This window comes from Belliella kenyensis (assembly GCF_022549675.1).
Lineage (GTDB): Bacteria > Bacteroidota > Bacteroidia > Cytophagales > Cyclobacteriaceae > Belliella > Belliella kenyensis.
In genome coordinates, this window is sequence record NZ_JAKZGR010000022.1 from 13,227 (window position 1) to 32,663 (window position 19,437).

General features: G+C 37.7%; 16 protein-coding genes and 1 tRNA gene. 11 read left to right on the forward strand and 6 right to left on the reverse strand.

Going from position 1 to position 19,437, the window contains the following annotated elements; translation table 11 throughout:
* Nucleotides 1–364: 364 nt before the first annotated feature.
* Together MM214_RS17580 and MM214_RS17585 are read left to right on the forward strand one after the other, a co-directional pair.
* On the forward strand, nt 365–3,613 hold the full coding sequence (locus tag MM214_RS17580) for a TonB-dependent receptor (protein ID WP_241297484.1): 3,249 nt from the start codon (nt 365–367) through the stop codon (nt 3,611–3,613).
* Nucleotides 3,614–3,715: 102 nt separating this feature from the next.
* Nucleotides 3,716–4,765: an aminotransferase class I/II-fold pyridoxal phosphate-dependent enzyme gene (locus MM214_RS17585; protein ID WP_241297485.1), complete on the forward strand. Its 1,050-nt coding sequence runs from the start codon at nt 3,716–3,718 to the stop codon at nt 4,763–4,765.
* Nucleotides 4,766–5,044: 279 nt separating this feature from the next.
* Here the strand turns inward: MM214_RS17585 and MM214_RS17590 are convergent, their stop codons facing one another.
* From MM214_RS17590 to MM214_RS17605, 4 genes are all read right to left on the reverse strand, one after another.
* Nucleotides 5,045–5,920 carry an NAD kinase gene (locus MM214_RS17590; RefSeq protein ID WP_241297486.1) on the reverse strand — a complete coding sequence of 292 codons (876 nt, stop codon included), beginning with the start codon at nt 5,918–5,920 and terminating at the stop codon, nt 5,045–5,047.
* A gap of 12 nt (nt 5,921–5,932) precedes the next feature.
* Nucleotides 5,933–6,598, reverse strand: coding sequence for a CBS domain-containing protein (locus MM214_RS17595; RefSeq protein WP_241297487.1), 666 nt, complete (start codon nt 6,596–6,598; stop codon nt 5,933–5,935).
* A gap of 487 nt (nt 6,599–7,085) precedes the next feature.
* Nucleotides 7,086–7,850 carry an alpha/beta fold hydrolase gene (locus MM214_RS17600; RefSeq protein WP_241297488.1) on the reverse strand — a complete coding sequence of 255 codons (765 nt, stop codon included), beginning with the start codon at nt 7,848–7,850 and terminating at the stop codon, nt 7,086–7,088.
* A 40-nt stretch (nt 7,851–7,890) separates the two neighbouring features.
* A complete protein-coding gene (locus tag MM214_RS17605; RefSeq protein ID WP_241297489.1) occupies nt 7,891–8,607 on the reverse strand; it encodes a pyridoxine 5'-phosphate synthase in 717 nt (238 codons plus the stop codon).
* A gap of 61 nt (nt 8,608–8,668) precedes the next feature.
* Between MM214_RS17605 and MM214_RS17610 the strand changes: the two genes are divergently transcribed.
* From MM214_RS17610 to MM214_RS17635, 6 genes are all read left to right on the forward strand, one after another.
* A complete protein-coding gene (locus MM214_RS17610) occupies nt 8,669–9,118 on the forward strand; it encodes a GatB/YqeY domain-containing protein (protein ID WP_241297490.1) in 450 nt (149 codons plus the stop codon).
* 6 nt (nt 9,119–9,124) lie between these two features.
* Nucleotides 9,125–9,670 carry a CvpA family protein gene (locus tag MM214_RS17615; RefSeq protein WP_241297491.1) on the forward strand — a complete coding sequence of 182 codons (546 nt, stop codon included), beginning with the start codon at nt 9,125–9,127 and terminating at the stop codon, nt 9,668–9,670.
* Nucleotides 9,654–10,214 carry an anthranilate synthase component II gene (locus tag MM214_RS17620; protein WP_241297492.1) on the forward strand — a complete coding sequence of 187 codons (561 nt, stop codon included), beginning with the start codon at nt 9,654–9,656 and terminating at the stop codon, nt 10,212–10,214. The genes MM214_RS17615 and MM214_RS17620 overlap by 17 nt, the downstream gene beginning before the upstream one ends.
* A gap of 634 nt (nt 10,215–10,848) precedes the next feature.
* Nucleotides 10,849–12,015, forward strand: a complete 1,167-nt coding sequence (locus tag MM214_RS17625; protein WP_241297493.1) for a DUF4221 family protein — start codon at nt 10,849–10,851, stop codon at nt 12,013–12,015.
* Between the two features lie 548 nt (nt 12,016–12,563).
* Nucleotides 12,564–12,637, forward strand: a tRNA-Pro gene (locus MM214_RS17630).
* Nucleotides 12,638–12,785: 148 nt separating this feature from the next.
* Nucleotides 12,786–13,400 (forward strand): phosphatase PAP2 family protein, encoded by a 615-nt coding sequence (locus tag MM214_RS17635; RefSeq protein ID WP_241297494.1) that lies wholly within the window; start codon nt 12,786–12,788, stop codon nt 13,398–13,400.
* A gap of 2 nt (nt 13,401–13,402) precedes the next feature.
* Here the strand turns inward: MM214_RS17635 and MM214_RS17640 are convergent, their stop codons facing one another.
* Together MM214_RS17640 and MM214_RS17645 are read right to left on the reverse strand one after the other, a co-directional pair.
* Nucleotides 13,403–14,983 (reverse strand): ArnT family glycosyltransferase, encoded by a 1,581-nt coding sequence (locus MM214_RS17640; protein WP_241297495.1) that lies wholly within the window; start codon nt 14,981–14,983, stop codon nt 13,403–13,405.
* A gap of 236 nt (nt 14,984–15,219) precedes the next feature.
* Complete coding sequence (locus tag MM214_RS17645) at nt 15,220–15,822, reverse strand: trimeric intracellular cation channel family protein (RefSeq protein WP_241297521.1); 603 nt, start codon at nt 15,820–15,822, stop codon at nt 15,220–15,222.
* A 136-nt stretch (nt 15,823–15,958) separates the two neighbouring features.
* Between MM214_RS17645 and MM214_RS17650 the strand changes: the two genes are divergently transcribed.
* The 3 genes from MM214_RS17650 (at nt 15,959) to MM214_RS17660 (ending at nt 19,167) form a co-directional block, all read left to right on the forward strand.
* Complete coding sequence (locus MM214_RS17650) at nt 15,959–16,198, forward strand: Kazal-type serine protease inhibitor family protein (protein ID WP_241297496.1); 240 nt, start codon at nt 15,959–15,961, stop codon at nt 16,196–16,198.
* Between the two features lie 337 nt (nt 16,199–16,535).
* On the forward strand, nt 16,536–17,636 hold the full coding sequence (locus tag MM214_RS17655; protein ID WP_241297497.1) for a vWA domain-containing protein: 1,101 nt from the start codon (nt 16,536–16,538) through the stop codon (nt 17,634–17,636).
* A 4-nt stretch (nt 17,637–17,640) separates the two neighbouring features.
* Nucleotides 17,641–19,167, forward strand: a complete 1,527-nt coding sequence (locus tag MM214_RS17660) for a P-loop NTPase family protein (RefSeq protein WP_241297522.1) — start codon at nt 17,641–17,643, stop codon at nt 19,165–19,167.
* Nucleotides 19,168–19,437: the final 270 nt, after the last annotated feature.

Consider the following 19,437-nt stretch of genomic DNA (forward strand, 5'->3'; position numbering starts at 1 on the left):
GAGATTTCGGTTTGAGTAAGTGATTATTTTGGAAAGATAGCCAATTTTTAGAATCCCATACCGCTGACCGTGATAGTTAACATTTGGATAAAGATTACTTAACATGCACCAAGGTTGAAAAACATAATAGCAGTATCAATGGCCTTTTGAGTGGTTTAAACCGTTTGAAATGTAAAAAATGGGGCAAAAAGAAAATTTCCTTCTTTTTTCAATGTTAAGGAATTGTTAAGTAATATTGTGAATTAATGTTAAAACTTAACAATTACAAAAAAAAATACTTGTCAATGTCCTATACATTTGTACTCGGAAAAACTAAGTAAATCCTAAAACTGAAATTTTAAATTTTCCACAAAAACAAAAAATTATGAGGCAATCATTACTAAAGAGTTTATTTGCGATAGCGATGCTCGTATTCAGTACGGGGGTGGTGTTTTCGCAAGGTGTGACTACTTCTGGTCTTAACGGAAGAGTTACTGATGCAACAGGAGAGACATTACCTGGAGCAAATGTCGTTGCAGTACACTTACCTTCTGGTTCAAGATATGGTGCTGTGACTAATCAAGAGGGGAGATATTCTATCCCAGGTATGAGAGTTGGTGGTCCATACACAATAACCGTTTCGTTCATAGGTTTTGAAACTGCGGGCTATGAGAATGTTTATCTTTCTTTAGGTCAAACTCAAAGTATTAATGTCGAGTTAAGAGATGATGCTTCTGATTTGGATGAGTTTGTAGTGACTTCAGTACGGGATCAAATTTTTGATGGAAACAGAACTGGAGCATCTATTAGTGTGAATTCTGACGCAATCAACAGTTTACCAACAATCAGCAGAAGTATTCAGGATTATGCTAGACTTTCACCACTTGCCTCAACTAGAGGTAGTGGCATTTCATTCGCTGGTTCAAATAACAGATACAATCAGTTTTCTATAGATGGTACTGTAAACAATGATGTTTTCGGTCTTGCAGCTTCTGGGACAAATGGTGGACAAACTGGAACTCAGCCAATATCTCTTGATGCAATTGAAGAAATAAATGTTGAAATAGCTCCGTTCGATGTAAGAATGGGTGGATTTACCGGAGGTGGTATAAATGCAGTAACTCGTTCTGGAACAAATGAGATCAAAGGTTCTGCTTACTATTTTGTAAATAATCAATCATTGACTGGTACTGGGGTTCTTGAAGATACTGAAGGACAAAGAGTCCCAGATTACTCAGAAAGACAATACGGATTTAGAGTTGGAGGTCCAATCATAAAAAATAAGTTATTCTTTTTTGCCAACGCTGAACTTACAGAAAGAACGCAACCTAAGCTTTTTGGTATCGGAGAAGGATCAAATTTGACTCAGGCAGAAGTAGATCAAGTATTAAGTGTTATTAACAGAATTGCTCCTGGAGCTGATGTTGGAAATGCGAATAGATTCAATGAAGAGGATAAAACTCAAAAGTTCTTCTTAAGGCTTGATTGGAATATAAACGATAAGAACAAGTTTTCAATAAGACATAATTATGTTAATTCTGAGTCATTGAGCATTTTTAGAAATGCAAACACATTTGTTTTATCAGGTGGAGCTCAGTTTTTCCCAAGCACAACAAATACTACAGTTGCTGAATTGAATACTAGGTTTTCAAACTCAGTTGCAAATGAACTTCGTTTAGGTTACACAACTGTTAGGGATGATAGAGGTTATGTGGGTGATCCATTCCCATTTGTTAGAGTTGATTTTGGAAACAGAAATATCCAATTAGGTTCAGAGCAGTTTGGTACTGCAAATACTTTGAATCAGGATGTATTTACTTTAACCAATAACTTGAGTATTTATAAAGGTAAGCACACAATCACTTTAGGTACACATAATGAATTTTATAGTATCTATAATTTGTTTATTAGGCAAGCATTTGGTTCTTACAGATATGCTAGCCTTGATGATTGGTTGACAGTTGGTACGCCAAATGAAGCTTTTCCATTGACTTACGATTATTCATTCTCAAATGTACCTGGCCAACCTAACTGGGGTGCGGAATTTGGAGCAGCACAAATAGGTTTCTATGCACAAGACGAATATCAAGCTAGCGACAATTTACGCTTAACTTTTGGTGTAAGAGGTGATTTGCCAGTTTTCTTTGATCAACCAACTGCAAATGAAACATTTAACAATTCACTTGCTGCCACAAGGTATGGAGTTAGAACAGATGTAATTCCTTCATCCAATATTCTATGGTCTCCTAGAGTTGGTTTCAATTGGGACGTAAACGGTGATCAAACTTTCCAAGTACGTGGTGGTGCAGGTATATTCTCTGGTAGATTACCGTTTGTTTGGTTGTCAAATCAATACTCAAATACAGGTATAGAGATAGCAAGGCTTCAAGCTCAAAGAAGCCAAAATCAATTTCCTGCTAACTTTACATTTAATCCAAATCCATTTACTCAGCCAAATGCATCGGATTTAGGTCTACCGACATTTACATCTGAAATTAATGTTACTGATCCAAAATTCAAATATCCACAAGTATTCAGACTAAACCTTGGTACAGATTATAAATTTGACAATGGTGTAATTGTTACTTTGGATGGTATTTATACTAAAAATTACAATAATATTCTATATCAAAACCTTAATATTGCAGGTCTTGAAGATTTTAATTTTACTCAGTTCCAAGGTGCTGATAATAGACAAAGATTCAATGGCGCACGAATTAACCCTGATTTTACTGATATTATTTATCTAACTAATACTAATGAAGGTTATTCATATAATTTGAGTGCTCAAGTTAGTAAGAGATGGGAAAATGGATTCTATGCTAACATAGGTTATAACCACGGAGTATCAAAAGATATCAACCCTGGTACCTCTTCTCAAGCTGTTTCAAACTTTAGAGGAGTTCCGACATTTGGAAACCCTAATAATCCGGAGTTGTCATTTTCTAACTTTATGGTTCCTCACAGACTTATTGGTACTTTAACTTATAGAAAAGAATATGCTGGTTTCTTAGCAACTTCTGTAGGTATATTCTACAATGGACAGTCTGGTCTAGGTCAATCATTTGTTTACAACGGTGATATGAATAGAGATGGTGTACTTGGAAATGACCTAATTTTTGTTCCTGGGCAGAGAAGTGATATTCTTTTGTATGATAGATATGCTCTTTCAAATGGTCAGTGGGTTCTTCAAGCTTCTGCAGACCAACAGTATAATGATTTGATGGCGTTTATAGATAATGATAGTTATTTGAGTGGTAGAAAAGGTCAATATGCTGAAAGAAATGGTGGTAGGACTCCATTCGAGCATAGATTTGATATTCGCGTTGCCCAAGAATTCTTTACAAAATCTGCTGGGAAACTAGAATTTACTCTAGATGTATTGAACTTTGGAAATATGCTTAACAGCAATTGGGGACGTTCTTACAATGCAAACAATTCTCAACCAGTTTCAGTGGCCTCTTTTGGAAGTCAATCTGGAGGAGAGCCTAGAACAATCAATGGAACTGTTACACCTGTGCCTACAGATAGACCTGCTTACAAATCTTTTGTAAGTGGCTCAGATGAAACATTTGCAGTAAATGATTTCTTCTCAAGATGGAGAGCTCAGTTTGGTATTAGATATACATTCTAAATTTCATTTACTAAATCTTTTAAAAAACCCTCAAGAAATTGAGGGTTTTTTCTTTTTAATCTGACGAAGCTTTTTCATACCTTCATAACTTATTAACAAGCTATGAATCCAATTTTTCATCACCACAAGATTGACAGGACTGTATGGGCTGATGGGCAAGAATGTCTTTTCTTTAGCGGTACTTCCTACTTGGGAATGTCTGCTTCCGAGGATTTTGCTGCACTGGTTTCAATGGGGCTAAAACAATACGGTGTCAATCATGGTCTGAGTAGGTCCAATAATCTTAGGTTGAGCATCTATGAGGAGTTTGAGACTTTTGTAGCCAAACAGGCTGGAGCTGAAAAAGCCCTCGTGTATAGTAGTGGATACTTGGCAGGACAGGCTGCTTCTAGTTTGATAGCCAAAGATATGGATGCTATTTTTGTAGCACCTGCTACTCACCCAGCGATTTTTCCTTATGGGAATGCATATCACGTATATGATAGCTTAGCTGAATGGCGTCAATGCTGTCTTGATTATGCGTCGAATCATTCTGGTCAAAAGATAGCAATTTTCACTAATGCCCTAGATGCATTGAAGCCAGAAGTCTATGATCTCTCTTGGATTGCATCGCTTCCTGATACAAATAGCTACACACTTTTGATTGATGATAGTCACGCCTTCGGAGTGATCGGAGGTGATATATATGGGAGCTACAGTACTTGGAAGCATCTGCCTGTGGAATTGATTGTGTCTGGTTCTATGGGTAAAGGGTTGTCGATTCCCGCAGGAATAGTACTTGGGAGTGCGTCTTTTATCGATCGAATGGAAATGAACGCAATGTATCGAGGAGCTTCACCACCACCACCTGCTTTCTTGTGGGCATTTCTGAATGCCCAATCACTATATAAGGTACAGTTTAGAAAATTACAACATAATATCAAATTCTTTAAAAGCTTGATACATGATATTAATGTTCACTCAGGTGATTGGAATCTTCCTGTTTTTAGACTTTTGGATGAGGCGCATGTGAAAAGTCTACAGCAGCATAAAATTGTTTTTTCTTCATTTGCTTATCCGACAGATGATGATCCTGTCGTTAGCAGGATTATCATTTCTGCTTGGCACGAAGAAGGTGATTTGATGGATCTGAAAGATGCTTTGATGAATTAGTTTTGTTGTACAAAGGAAGTTCTGATAAGTTTTTGGATAGACCTTTAATGATTTAACAGGTCACTTCTATGCAGCTTTCATACTATTTTACTTGATTTTTCTACAAACAGTTAGTCCCGTTGGGACTTTTCAATAGGGGAGAGTTTCATTTTTTCTAGAAACATTTGTGGCTATAGCTCCATAGGTGCATACTGTTGATGGCAAGTGAAAGTTCAGGAATCAATAAAAGTAATTCATATACCATGTGCTACATTGTGAATACACGTAAACCCAAAATCACTAATTTCTCATATCAAATCCCCAGTTGAGTTTGTGTCTTAAGGTGTCGAAGAAATTGTATTTTGGAAACTTTACTAATTTGGCAACAAAATTAGCTTTTCTTACCCTAAGCTCATCACCTGAGTCTATGGTTGTAGATCTGGAGTCTAGTGATACGAGGAATTTTTCCCCTCTCCCTTCTACCTTAAAACACAGCGCAGCATCATCTGGCAAGATGATAGGTCTTACATTCAAGTTGTGGGGGCTGACAGGAGTGATGACAAAATTCCTCGCATCAGGGGTGATCAGTGGTCCTCCACAGCTGAGAGAGTAGCCAGTAGATCCCGTAGGTGTAGCGATGATCAAGCCATCTCCCCAGTAAGAATTGAGGTATTCTCCATCAATGTAGGTATGAATGGTGATCATGGATGAAGTATCTCTCTTGTGTATCGTAAACTCGTTCAGTCCAAAGTTGAGTCCATTGAATACTTGCTTGTCCGTATCAACAGCCACAAGTACGCGATTCTCAACAGTATAGTCTCCATTGATAAGCAAAGCGATTGCCTCATCTATTTCTTCTTTTGCTACAGTAGCCAAAAATCCTAATCTCCCAGAGTTGATACCCACGATGGGTGTTTCAAGCTTTCCGACATAGCACACTGTGTCTAGCAAGGTGCCATCTCCGCCTATAGAAAAGATGAAATCCATATCTGCTATCATCGCTTTAGATTGGATTTTTGAATAGCTATCTATGTTGGCTTGGTATTTTTTTAGGAGTTTAGAAAAAGTGTCGGTAACAAAGATATTTACGCCATGAGCCGTCAATGCTTTAGTTAGCTTTTCAATATGTGGCGTAAATTCTTCAGGGAAGCCAATTCCATGTATGGCTATATTCATTTGTTATTTCCTTTAGATATCCAAAAATCGGAATAAATTATCGATTCTTTCTTGATCTGTGTTTGATTCTTGTTCTTCTTGATAATGATCGATTACCCGATGGCCAAATCTCTCCAAAGTAGCTTTAATATGCCTAAGTTCAGATTTGTCTACCTTTAAAGTAACTTTTATCTTGCTATCATCAAGTGGGTCTACTGAAATGAAACTAGATAACACTTTGGCATTTTCTGATTCAATAATTCTGGAGATTTCGTACATGCTATAGTCAGACATCATCATAGACAAAACCAAAACAGCTCCTTGGGATTGTATAGAGAAGCTTTCTGCAAATGCAGAAACAGCATCTTCCATGGTTATTACTCCACGATAAGTTTGGTCGCGATCTAGAACTGCAACTATATGTGACTGATGATCTGAGGCTACACGAAGTACATCATAGATATGTTTATCACTAAAAACGAAACATGAGGCCATTTCTAAGTCAATTTCAGAAATTTTGAGATTGGGGTCATTTAAAGTGTAAATGAGCTCATCACTTACAAAGCCTTTGAACATTCCTTGATCCACCACAGGCAATACACATACCCTTATCTCTTCCATCCAAGTTAGAGCCTTTTGGGAAATGTCTGTATTCTTCAATGGCGGAATCAGGTTGTTGATAAATTCGTATGCCTGCATGGTCTAAAGGTATTAAATTACTCCTTAAGTTTAAACTCAAAATTGATATAAGAAGTTTGGTTTGGGTTAAATTCGATTTAAAACAGAAGACAGAAGACAGAAGATATAAGATATAAGATACAAGACTCAAGATACAAGACATGATACATCGCTCTTGTTTCTAGTTTTAAGACTTGATAGATAAATGAGCTTATTCTAATTTTGAAGCATTAGTCTCATGTAATAGCATTATTTCGCCCAAAGCATATTTCATTTATATCTGCATTTTTTCTAATCTCTCGTTTCTCGCGTCTCGCTTCTATTTTTAAGACACAAGAAAGCTTATTTTAAATTTGAAGCATTAGTCTCATGGTAGAGCATTATTTTGCCGAACCTGTCTACCCATAGGTAGAGGCATATTTCAACTTTATTTCGTCCAAGACATATTTCGATAAAATCTACAATCTGATCCCGATAGCTATCGGGACTAAAATCCAAAACCAACCATCTACCTCTCCAAAAAAGCCCTTACCGTGTCTATCACAGCTTTTGGCTGCTCGGCGTGTAGCCAGTGGCCAGCGTTTTTGATATAGATCAGATGGTGATTTGGGAAATACTTTTCGATGTCTTCTTTATCCTTTTCTTGAATATATTTCGAATCAGCTCCTCCCATAAACAAGGTCGGATTGTCAAATGAATTATCTTGATCCAAAGCTTTTCCTACTTCCTCTATCTTTTCATTGATTACTTTTAAGTTGATCTTCCATATAAATCTTCCATCTTTGTCTCTGCCCAAACTTTTCAGCAAGAACTGTCTTATGCCAGCTTCGGGAATATGCTTGGACAACTGATCATCTGCTTCTTTTCGTGATTTGATTTGTGCCAGATCCACTGACATCAACCCTTCCAGAATAGACTGATGATGTACTGGATAGTATCTCGGTGCGATGTCTGCTACGATCAGCTTCTTCACACGGTCAGGGTATTTCAAAGCAAAATTCATAACAGTCTTACCTCCCATAGAATGCCCCATCAAGAATGCATTATCAAGCCCCTCATCTTCCATAAGTTCCTTAAGGTCTTCTACCATTACATCATAATTCCAATCCTCACTTTGAGGAGAATCTCCGTGATTTCGCTGGTCTACAAGGTACAAGGTGTAATTCTTCTCAAGCTCTTTGGCTATGCTAAACCAGTTGTCGGCAGACCCGAAAAGCCCGTGAAGTATGATCAAAGGCTCACCAGAGCCGGTTTTTTTAAAGTTTAGTTTCATATAATTGTGTCTTTTACAAAGTCTACGTCTAACCTACTTGTCAAATTTCTAATTGTCTCCTATACATCTGAATGGTGTTTTCTAGACCATAATAAAGTGCATCACATACAAGTGCATGCCCTATAGATACTTCGTCAAGAAAGGGAATATTTTCTTTGAGAAATTTCAAATTATGCAAATCCAAATCATGGCCAGCATTGATCCCCAGTCCAAGTGATCTTGCCAATTCAGCTGCTTTGACGTATGGATTTACTGCTTCCTGTTTGTTCTTTGTAAATTGTACTGCATAAGGTTCAGTATAAAGTTCTACCCTGTCTGTTCCTGTAGTCTTTGCTGGTTCGAAGTATTTTTCTTCTGGGTCAATGAAAATAGAAACCCTTGTGCCATAGCCTTGTAACTCTGCTACCACATCCTTCAAGAATGATTGATGAGTGATCGTATCCCAGCCAGCATTGGAAGTGATGGCCGTAGGTGGATCTGGGACAAGTGTAGCTTGTGCCGGTTTTACCCTTTTGATCAGCTCCAAAAACCTTTCATCTGGATAGCCTTCTATATTGAACTCAGTAGTCACTGCTTCGCTCAAGTCCAATACATCTTGGTATCTTATATGTCGCTCATCTGGGCGTGGGTGCACTGTGATGCCTTGTGCACCAAACCTTTCCGCATCTAATGCTACTTGTACCACATTGGGATTATTGGCACCTCTCGCATTCCTGATAGTGGCTATTTTATTAATATTTACGCTTAACTTGGTCATTTTCCTAGATTAAAAGATAATTTTGTGGCAAATTTACACCTATAACACAAACAACAAGGTAATGAGTTTAAAGCTAAGTGTAGAAAGTGAAATAAAAAAAGCCATGTTGGCTAAAGACAAAGATAGGTTGCGCGCATTGAGAGCAATCAAATCTTTGATTATGTTGGAAGAGACAAAAGGAGGTGCTGCATCTGCACTATCTGAAGATGATGAGATGAAGTTGCTTACCAAAGCGGCTAAGCAGCGTAAAGATTCCGCTGATATTTATCAGCAACAAGGAAGAGAAGACCTGTATGCGGTGGAAGTTGCCGAACTTGAGATCATTTCGGAGTTTTTGCCTAAGCAATTGACAGAAGAAGAGCTTGCAGTTGAGCTGAAGCAAATCATAGCTGAGGTAGGTGCTACCAGCGCAAAGGATATGGGCAAAGTGATGGGGGCAGCAAGCAAGGCTCTTGCTGGGAAAGCTGATGGTAAGGCTATTTCAGCCAAAGTAAAAGAACTATTATCCTAAATTGATTTGGCCACGCTAGATTTTATCATTCTAATTATTCTTGCTATTGGTGCCTACAGCGGGTACAAGCAAGGCTTATTTGTTGGGGTGATTTCCATTGTGGCTTTTTTTCTTGCCATTTTGATGGCATTTCAATTGATGGATTGGGGGGCAGAGATGTTGGCTACTCGGGTAGAGAACCTTACATTTCTACTCCCTTTTATTTCATTCTTGATCATTTTTCTGATCGTGTTGCTCAGTGTCAGGGCATTGGGATTATTGGTCAAAAAAACCATAGACCTCACCATTTTGGGATCTTTGGATAATGTTGCTGGAGCAATTCTAGGTTTTTTTAAGACAGCCTTTGTCCTTAGTCTGTTGCTATGGGTTGCAAATTCTTTCGAATATGAGCTTTCAGCTGATTGGATACAGCAATCGTCTTGTTATGCTTACCTTCAGCCTATAGCTCCAGTTACTATTAACATCCTCGATGCCTATACGCCAATTGTCAAAGAGGCTGTTACATCTATTCAATTACTAGTAAATTCAGCTACAGATGCTACTCTTGATTGATAATTTTGATTCATTCTCTCACATATTGGCAGACTATATCAAGCAGACTGGGAAATCAATCAAGATAGTCAGAAATGATGTGAGTCTGGAAGAACTCAAAGAGTATTCCTTTGAAGGGATAATTCTCTCACCAGGTCCTGAAACGCCAGCAAAAGCTGGGAATTTGATGGGTATCTTGGCCTATTTTCAAGATAAGTTACCGATACTTGGGGTATGTTTAGGGCATCAAGCTATCGGGGAGTTTTTTGGGGCAAAGTTGGTAAAGGGTCTTAGGCCAGTCCATGGCAAGGTGCATAAAGTAATTAAAAAGACTGATCATCCCATTTTTCAACATATTCCAAAGGAGTTTGAAGTAACAAGGTATCATTCACTGATTCTTCAAAACCTTCCTTCATGTCTCGAGACATTGCTCACAACTGACCAAGAAGAAATCATGGCGATAGCACACAGAGATCTTCCAATCGTCGGTATTCAATATCATCCAGAGGCTCATTTGACGCAATATGGCTACCAGTTGATAAAGAATTGGGTTGAATTGTTGTAGGAGAGGCAGCGAGAGATTTAGAGGCGAGAGACGAGAAGCGAGAGACTAGAAATTGAGATACAAGAAACAAGAGCGACAGTGCAAGCTTATTCAATGATCCAGCTTGATTTTCATGCTCCTGAAAATTTCAAAACGCGAAATTTTCAGGCCAAACTTAGGTATGCCATCTTATTCATTGGGTTAAGTCTAATTAAAAGCATACATCTTCATTTGCATACTTTGAAGTTGGCATACTTGAGACTTTTTAAGTAAGCCATAAAAACTTTTATTTTTTTCTTAAAATTCTTGGAACATTATATATATAAATATATCTTTAGTTTTAAAATTTTAAATTATTTAATCATGAAAAAATCAAATTATTTTCGGTAATCGCAGCCCTTTCAGTATTTTCGTTTGTTGGGCTAGTTCATTTTGACAGTCAAGAAGTAAACGCAAGTTCTGGAGTGGATATTTGCGAGTACACTGCAAAGACTGGATGCACTACTCCTCAAAAAACTAATACTTGTCCTTGTGAAAGTAACGATACATTATCGATATTTTGATAGGTAATAGTTGAGTGATATAGCGGAGAGATCATATAGCATTCTTCCTCTGTATCATAGATCTATATTTTTGAAGAATCAAATTTCTTTAAATGAAAAAGACGATTTTATATAGCTTATTTTTGGCTCTGATCACTTTGTTTTTCTTGTCTTGTAAATCAGACACGACAATTGACAAAGTCTTGCTTTCTTATGAGGTTCTCGAAAGAATACAAATCCCTCTGGATAGTAGTGTATCCACAAGAACCATTAAAACTCAACTTATTGAAACGGACTCAACTCGTATTTTGGCCGTAATGCCTTCCAATACCATGAGTATTGACTTTTATGATTTAAAGAATGGTGAAAAATTCCATTCGATCAAATTCTCCACTGATGGGCGACATAGAGTCAATCGATTGAACGGATTTGAATATCTAAATGTAGATACCGTTTTTGTAGTGAACTACCCTCCAGCTATAATGATTTTTGATTTTGAAGGAAATAAAATTAATCAAGTCAAGATAGAAGGTGAAGACCAATACGTTCAATCTATCATGTCTACCAACTCTCTTCCGCTTTTCATTACTCAAGGTAAAATACTCGGTGCATACCCCTTTATTACTAGGTTTTGGGAAACTCCAAGTAAACAAGTCTCTGATTTTAAGCATATATATGAGATAGATAAAAAAAATGACTTATCATTAGCTTGGAAAGAATTTTATTTACCCAATGGATTTTGGGATAAAGGAAAAGTATCCCCTAGTTTTAGTTGGGCTTTAAAAGGTGACTCAATCCTTACTTTGTTTAACGAAGATCCAAGAATTCAGATTTTTTCTATCTCTCAAAATCGTGTTTTGGACTTGGTTGAATTACAAGCTCCTGAACGTTTTGAATTTGTAAGGTACTTCAAAAGACCTGATGGAAATAAAGGTGTTCTGAATGAACTTGATAAAGGCGTATTTAGAAATATCATTTATGATGCTTATAGAAAAGTTTATTATGTGTTTTATGATCTCCCAGCAAATCCAGAAAAGTATGTGATTCCTATATATGAACTTCATGTAGTCAGGCCCGATTTCAAAATCTTTGTCTTAGATGAAAAGTTTAATTATTTAGGGGAATCAAAATTTATCGATTTTGAAGGAGATTCCTATGGCGCTTTTGTAGGTAAAGCAGGGTTATATTTACCAGTCAATGGAGAGTACAATGAATATTATACTGAGGATTTTTTGCTCTTTGATGTCTTACATTTTAATCTAACCGCGAGTAATGAATAGGGCTAATTTTCTCATCGTTTTTTTAGTATTTCTTCTATTCCAATGTAGTTCAAAAAATGATGAATATGAATTCGTAAAAAAGAAATTCAATATCTCAAAAGAAATAGACTGGGTACTTGTAATCAATCCATCAGCTTGTAAAAGTTGCCTGAATTCTTTTTTTGAAGAATTTTCAAAGAAGAATCTTGATAATGATGGATCAATAATCATTTTAAGTCCAATTACAAAAGATTATAAGAACAACCCTCACTTATCTGAGCTAGGGATACCCTTATTTTTTGATAAAGATTTATTTTTTAATGAAAGACAATCACTTTAAGGTAACAGATGAGTTAATTCTATTAAGGCCTAATGTTTATTTTAAATTTAAAGTGAATGAAATTGAAAAATTGATCGAGCATATCCAGTTTTTCTAATTTTCCAATTTCTTTCTATTTTCCAATCTTTATGCTCACTTTACCAATGATAGGCTGAAAAGCGGATAGATTGACTGGCTCATTTAGCACATTTTGAAAAAATCAATAAATCTATTTAATTCGCAAAAAAATCGGGGTGTAGCGCAGTCTGGTAGCGTACTTGCATGGGGTGCAAGGGGTCGCTGGTTCGAATCCAGTCACTCCGACATAATTCAAATCCTTGTTTTTTTTGGCGAATTACTCGCATCTTTGTCCCATATATGGATTTTACCGATCCAATTCATTTATTACTTAGATAAAAATACTGTGATTCATTCCCAAAATAAGATTTCCACTTTTACCATTTGTATGATCGTGACTAGCATACTTTTTAGCCTTTTGATATTTTTTCATGGAAGTGAGTTCATTTCACTCACTGTCAATGCTTACCATAATCCTTTCTTGGATGTATTCTTCAAGTACAATACACATCTTGGAGACGGATTGATCTTTCTACTTTTCATACCCATTATCTTCATGCGAAAGTATGGCTATGGTTTGATGGTGAAATTGGCTGTAGTGATTCACATGATAATTGTTTTTGTGGGAAAGCAGATCATATTTCATGGTGAGCCGAGACCCATGAGTGTATTTGAAGGGATGTCAATTCACTTAGTGGACGGAGTGAAGATTGCCTACCTCAATTCGTTCCCATCTGGGCATTCTGCCACAGCATTTCTTTTGGCGGCTATACTTGCTTTAGGTAAACCAGTAAAGCCAGTTTATCAAGTCTTGATCTTTCTTGCTGCGGTGATTGTTGGTTTTAGCAGGGTTTACTTGATGCAACATTTCTTGATCGATGTCCTTGCAGGCATGTGGGTCGGTTACGGTTCATTTTGTATTGCGAGCTACTTGGTTGCTAAGTTTCCCGAATCTTGGCGAGAATTTCACTTGGGAGAATATTTTCAAGCCAAGTTTTCTGGTCGCTAGTCCTATTCACTCGGAGATCCTACAAGCTGAACAATTACAGATACAGGTGTTTCAAAAAGATCGTTTGCCTCGGTTAGTATTTTGAATGTGTAGCCCTCATCTTCAAATTGCTGAATTGAACTTTTCCTGGTGATTATCAAATCCCCTGTCTTGGCAGTCGCAGGATCTATCAAAGGAATAGGTCGCTGCAGGTAAAAGACAAAAGAAGGGTTTGGGATTCCATAGTAATAGATGTTTTCTTGACCTTCCCATACATGCTGTGTTTTGAGGACGGGGTTTTGCTTGTCTATAGCAGGCATCACCCAAAGTAGAAAAATAAGTGTGACCGTAGCCAAGCTAAAAGCAAGACTTCCGAAAGCATAAGGTAGTTTTTTTCTGAAAGTAAAGAAAAATGAAAGTGACAAGGGTATCAAGGCTATCAAAAAAAGATAGGCCATAGGGTGGATATCTTGGATATAGTCGATTTGCGCAAGTCCAAAACTCCCGCCAATTCCCAGTCCTAAGACCAATATTGTACTTGTAATGAGCAGGGTAAGTTGAATTTTTTGATTTAATCGTTCACTAATGAATATGGCCAATAGGATCATAAGCCAAGGATATGCTGGTGTGGTATAATTGGGCAGTCTCGTAGATGCAAAGCTAAAAAACATAATAACAGCTACAGCTGCAATACTTGCGAATAGCAACACATCAGATTTTTGTCCAATGGCCTCCTTTTTTGACTTCAAGACAAATCGAAAAGCAGCTGGAATGTATAGTACAAATGGGAATATACCCAATGCCACAAATAGCCATGTTTTCAAAAACAAGCCTCCATGACCTTCCATAGGTGCTCCAAATCTTGACAAATTATGGGTCAAGAAAAACTCTTCTAGCCAGTTGCCGCCTGTTCGGATACCTACGAGAATGTACCAAGAGCTAGCGATGGCAAGCAGCATCACGATAGGACCAATTCGGAACCATGGGCCTAGCCTAAACTCCCTTTTAAGAATGATAAAGGCAAGAAAAGTTACTGTATAAAGCAATATAGCAACTGGGCCCTTTGTCAATGTTGCCAATGCTAAGAAGGCGTAGGAAATGTATTGAAGTTTTGGTTCTTGGTAGTTGCCTTGATAGTATCTGAGTCCATACAGGTAAGATACTGTCAAAAAGGAGATCAGAAATGGATCAGGCACTGCCATGTGAAATTGGATCATCCAATGGATGTTTGCAATACTAAGTAGAAGGTAAAAGATGGTAGCTCGATCTCCAAACTGTTTTTTGAGGAAGGCAGCACACATCCCAATACAAAACAAACCAGCGAGTGCAGGGAAAAAACGAGCTCCAAATGGTGAATAACCAAAAAGCTTATACCCAGCCATAAAAAAGTAATAATGCAATGGAGGCTTATCAAACCTTGGCTGATCGTTGAAGGTTGGAAGGATAAAATCGTTCCTTTCTAGCATCTCATAAGCTGCCACCGCATTTTTTGCTTCATCTAGGGCATAGATACTTAGCTTTCCAATGCCAGAAAAGTGAAGCAAGACAAGTATGCCGAATAGTAGGATGTAAAGAATATTTTGCTTAGAAAGGGTCGAATTCATGTCCAAAATTAAGACATGAAATGGTAAATCCCATAAGCTTTCATTTTACTTGACGAATTTATCAAGTTTATCAAAAGAGAGTTTGGATTATATAATACCTAAAATCCGCAGACCTTTCAGGGTTTTATAGACCAATAATCAGTCGTTAGAAATATTCGAGGCAAACCAGGGAGGTCTATTGATGTTATAAATCAATTGATTTCAGCGTCCTCTTGCAGATAACAAGAATACTGCGATCAGTCCAAAGTGGGGAGGCTAAGCTTGTATTTTACTGCAACTAGTCTTATACTGATCACTACAGACATCGATATCAAAAGATTATAGTCCCTCTCAAGGCCAAAATGATTGAGTATCAAATATAGAATAGCTCCTGCAAGGCATGCGGAAGCGTAGATTTCTTTCCTGAAAAGTATCGGTATTTCATTGGTCAATGTATCTCGCAAAACACCACCCATTACAGCAGAAAACATCCCCATGATGGCAGCGATTTCTACACTTACACCAAGGCTTAGGGCTTTTTCGACACCAAGCACGGTAAAGAATCCAATCCCGAGGGTGTCAAATAAAAACATGGTTCTTCTCAACTTTAGCAAGTGTTTTTGGAAAAGGAAGGCAGCCAGGATTCCCCCAAAAATCGCATATAACACATGCACATCTCCAATCCACACCAATGGATAGCTGCCTAAAAGAATATCTCTCAAGCTACCACCACCAATCGCAGTGATAAATCCTGTGAAGCCAGCGCCAAACAGATCATGCTCTCGACCTCTTACAGCCAAAGCACCAGAAATGGCAAATACAAAGGCTCCTGCCAATTCTAATGGGTATTGTAAATCCAAAGCTTGCGTTTTTGTTAGTTTTAGCATGGCTAAGTTAAGCAAAATGAAGATTGGAAATGTAAGGTTTGTATGATTATTCACTCCCTATGTAGCGTTTGATTCATTCCTCTCGTCTAGTTGAAAAAATGTCACTATTATGAAATACTTGAAAATTAGCTTTTTACTTTGTTTGGTGATGGCCCTTGCTGCATTTCAATGTGAAGACATGTCTCCAAACGAAATGGTGGACTGCATCGATCCAAATAATAAATACAAAGATGTAGCTTGTCTTATGATCTATGATCCAGTATGTGGCTGCGATCAAAAAACTTATGGCAATAGCTGCGAGGCTCAAAGGGCAGGAGTAAAATCCTTCACAAAGGGAACATGTGAATAGTTATTGAAACATACATTTGCCTAATAAGAGAAGTGTTCTAAAATTTCCTAATCTCAAAGTAATCCTAAATTATCTGATTAGCAGTATTTACAGAAGCACAAATTTTAATGATTATCCGCAATTACACTAGAGAAAGATTTTTAGGTAAAAATGATTACTTCTGGATCAATTTCGAAAAGACAGAATAAAATATCTACTAATATCCAAAATCAACAAATATCTGAATCTTAAATTACTTAAAAGATCAGGTTAGCTATATTTTTACAGATATACATATTTTTTAAATTTTTCAGCATATTCCAAACTAGCTACTGCTCGATCTTGTTATAGACCCTATATGAAAGGATTCAGATTTACAAAGTATACACCTTCGCAGGATCCTGAGAAAAACAATTTCGAAAATCTCCTGCAGATTTTTTTGCAACTCGTTACCATGACTGGAGGGGACGTCGCTGAGGCACTCAGCTGGTTGACCAATCTTGATAAACAATACAATCTCACCAATGCCAGTTATGGTATAGGTGACTTTATTGATGAGCTCAAGTCAAAAGGATACCTTACGGAAGAGAATCAAAAAGGAGAGTTCAAAATCACAGGAAAAGCTGAGCAGACGATCAGGAAGTCTGCGCTGGAGGAGATTTTCGGGAAATTGAAAAAGTCCAAAGGAGGTCAACATAAGACTACCTTCTCTGGCCCAGGTGATGAAAAAGGGTCTGATAGGAGAAACTACTCCTTTGGAGATAATTTAGATCAGATTGCTTTGACAGACTCGCTACGCAACGCTCAGGTAAATCATGGTTTTTCTGGGGATTACCTTCTTACAGAAGATGATCTTGAAGTGGTCGAGAACGAAATGCGTACCCAGACTTCAACAGTTTTGATGATTGATATCTCTCATTCTATGATTTTGTATGGGGAAGATAGGATCACTCCTGCTAAAAAGGTGGCAATGGCTTTGGCGGAGTTGATCAAAACCCGTTATCCTAAGGATACCTTGGACGTGATCGTGTTTGGCAACGATGCCTGGCAGATTGAGATCAAAGATCTACCTTACTTGCAGGTCGGTCCCTATCATACCAATACAGTGGCAGGGTTAGAGCTGGCAATGGACCTTTTGAGAAGAAGAAAAAATCCCAACAAGCAAATTTTTATGATCACTGACGGTAAGCCTACATGCCTGAAGGTTGGCATAAAGTATTATAAAAATAGCTTTGGGATAGACAGTAAAATCCTCAATGAGACGCTGAAACTTGCTGCCCAATGTAGGAAATTAAAAATCCCAGTAACCACTTTCATGATAGCTTCTGATCCTTATTTGAAAGAATTTGTCAAAGAATTCACAAAAGTCAATAATGGAAATGCTTACTACAGCAGTTTGAAAGGACTTGGAGATTTGATTTTTGAAGATTATAGAAAAAATAGAACGAAAAGATTATAAAATGATGGAATATAGTCAATTGAATACAAAGGATTTGTTGGAAATCAGGACTTTGGGAGAGCTCAAAGCTGCAGGTTATACGTCAAAATCTATCAAAGAGGAATTGAGGCAAAATTTGATTAAAAGCATTAAGTCAGGGGAGAAGGTTTTTGAGGGGATCTGGGGCTATGAAGATACCGTGATCCCCGATATCGAGCGTGCCATACTTTCTCGGCACAATATCAACCTACTTGGACTAAGAGGTCAGGCGAAGACAAGAATAGCAAGAATGATGACATTTTTGTTAGATGAATTTGTGCCAGTGGTAGAAGGTTCTGAACTCAATGATGATCCTTTGATGCCTATCTCATCATTTGCTACCAGTCTCATAGCGACCAAAGGAGATCAAACGCCTATCACTTGGTGGCATAGGGCCGATCGATACACCGAAAAGCTTGCCACGCCAGATGTGTCTGTAGCGGATCTTATCGGTGATGTGGATCCTATCAAAGCAGCCACGATGAAGCTTTCCTACAATGATGAGCGCGTGATACATTATGGACTTGTACCACGATCGCATCGCTCTATTTTTGTGATCAATGAGCTCCCAGATTTGCAAGCAAGAATACAAGTAGCGCTTTTCAACATCCTGCAAGAAGGAGATATACAGATCAGGGGATTCAAGTTAAGGTTACCTTTGGACATACAGTTTGTATTCACTGCCAATCCGGAAGATTATACCAATAGAGGATCTATCGTGACACCTCTCAAGGATAGAATAGAGAGTCAGATCATTACCCATTATCCAAAATCAATAGAGATAGGAAAACAAATCACATCTCAAGAGGCTAATCTAGATGGAAAGCCATTGGAAAAAATCCACATGCCAGAGTTAATGAAGGACTTGATCGAGCAGATTGCTATAGAAGCTAGGCATAGTGAATATGTAGACGAGAAGAGTGGCGTTTCAGCCAGATTGACGATTTCGGCATATGAAAACTTGATTTCGGCAGCAGAAAGAAGACTCTATATTCATAATGAGCAAAATACAGTCGTCAGGGTATCTGATCTGATAGGCATCATTCCTGCGATCACAGGTAAAGTAGAGCTAGTCTATGAAGGGGAGCAAGAAGGTGCTGGGCTCGTAGCCTATAATTTGATAGGCAAGGCTATCAGGACATTATTTTCAGACTTTTTTCCTTCTCCAGAACAAAAGAAAAAAGAGAAGTCAGGAAATCCCTATGTGCTGCCATTATCGTGGTTTGGAGAAGGTAATACGCTTGATCTCATTGCTTCACAATCTGACAAAGCTTACAAATCCGCCTTGCATCAAGTTCCTGGATTGGAAGAAATTGTGACTACACATGTTCACGAGCTGACGGAGAAAGAAAGGGAGTTTTTTATGGAGTTTGCCTTACATGGCTTGGCTGAATATAGTCAATTGAGCAAAAAACTCCTAGATACAGGCATGCAGTTTAAGGACTTGTTCAGCTCGATGTTTGATATGGGAGCTCCAGATGAGGATGATTTTGAGGACGAAGAGGATCTTTGATCAAGCTGTCTTACACATTGCGTGCTCAAAATGTAGAAAGTTTTGCAAAGTTTATTGTTATATCCTAATGCAAAATATGCAATGAATGGACGGTTTTAAGCATAAAAAAGCCTTGCGCTTATAGAAAGATGCAAGGCTTTTTTATGCTTTTAGTAGTTTACTAAAATCCGCAGACCTTTCAGGTTTTTATTGACTTCCTATCAGTTGTTAGAAATGATCGAGTGAAACCAGGGAGGTCTATTATCACTATAAACCAATCAAATACAACAT

Coding starts and splice junctions, on each gene's coding strand:
- MM214_RS17640 (WP_241297495.1), bottom strand. CDS start 14,983: ATGAATTCGACCCTTTCTAAGCAAAATATTCTTTACATCCTACTATTC.
- MM214_RS17610 (WP_241297490.1), top strand. CDS start 8,669: ATGAGTTTAAAGCTAAGTGTAGAAAGTGAAATAAAAAAAGCCATGTTG.
- MM214_RS17580 (WP_241297484.1), top strand. CDS start 365: ATGAGGCAATCATTACTAAAGAGTTTATTTGCGATAGCGATGCTCGTA.
- MM214_RS17590 (WP_241297486.1), bottom strand. CDS start 5,920: ATGAATATAGCCATACATGGAATTGGCTTCCCTGAAGAATTTACGCCA.
- MM214_RS17650 (WP_241297496.1), top strand. CDS start 15,959: ATGAAATACTTGAAAATTAGCTTTTTACTTTGTTTGGTGATGGCCCTT.
- MM214_RS17605 (WP_241297489.1), bottom strand. CDS start 8,607: ATGACCAAGTTAAGCGTAAATATTAATAAAATAGCCACTATCAGGAAT.
- MM214_RS17620 (WP_241297492.1), top strand. CDS start 9,654: ATGCTACTCTTGATTGATAATTTTGATTCATTCTCTCACATATTGGCA.
- MM214_RS17585 (WP_241297485.1), top strand. CDS start 3,716: ATGAATCCAATTTTTCATCACCACAAGATTGACAGGACTGTATGGGCT.
- MM214_RS17655 (WP_241297497.1), top strand. CDS start 16,536: ATGAAAGGATTCAGATTTACAAAGTATACACCTTCGCAGGATCCTGAG.
- MM214_RS17660 (WP_241297522.1), top strand. CDS start 17,641: ATGGAATATAGTCAATTGAATACAAAGGATTTGTTGGAAATCAGGACT.
- MM214_RS17600 (WP_241297488.1), bottom strand. CDS start 7,850: ATGAAACTAAACTTTAAAAAAACCGGCTCTGGTGAGCCTTTGATCATA.
- MM214_RS17595 (WP_241297487.1), bottom strand. CDS start 6,598: ATGCAGGCATACGAATTTATCAACAACCTGATTCCGCCATTGAAGAAT.
- MM214_RS17625 (WP_241297493.1), top strand. CDS start 10,849: ATGAAAAAGACGATTTTATATAGCTTATTTTTGGCTCTGATCACTTTG.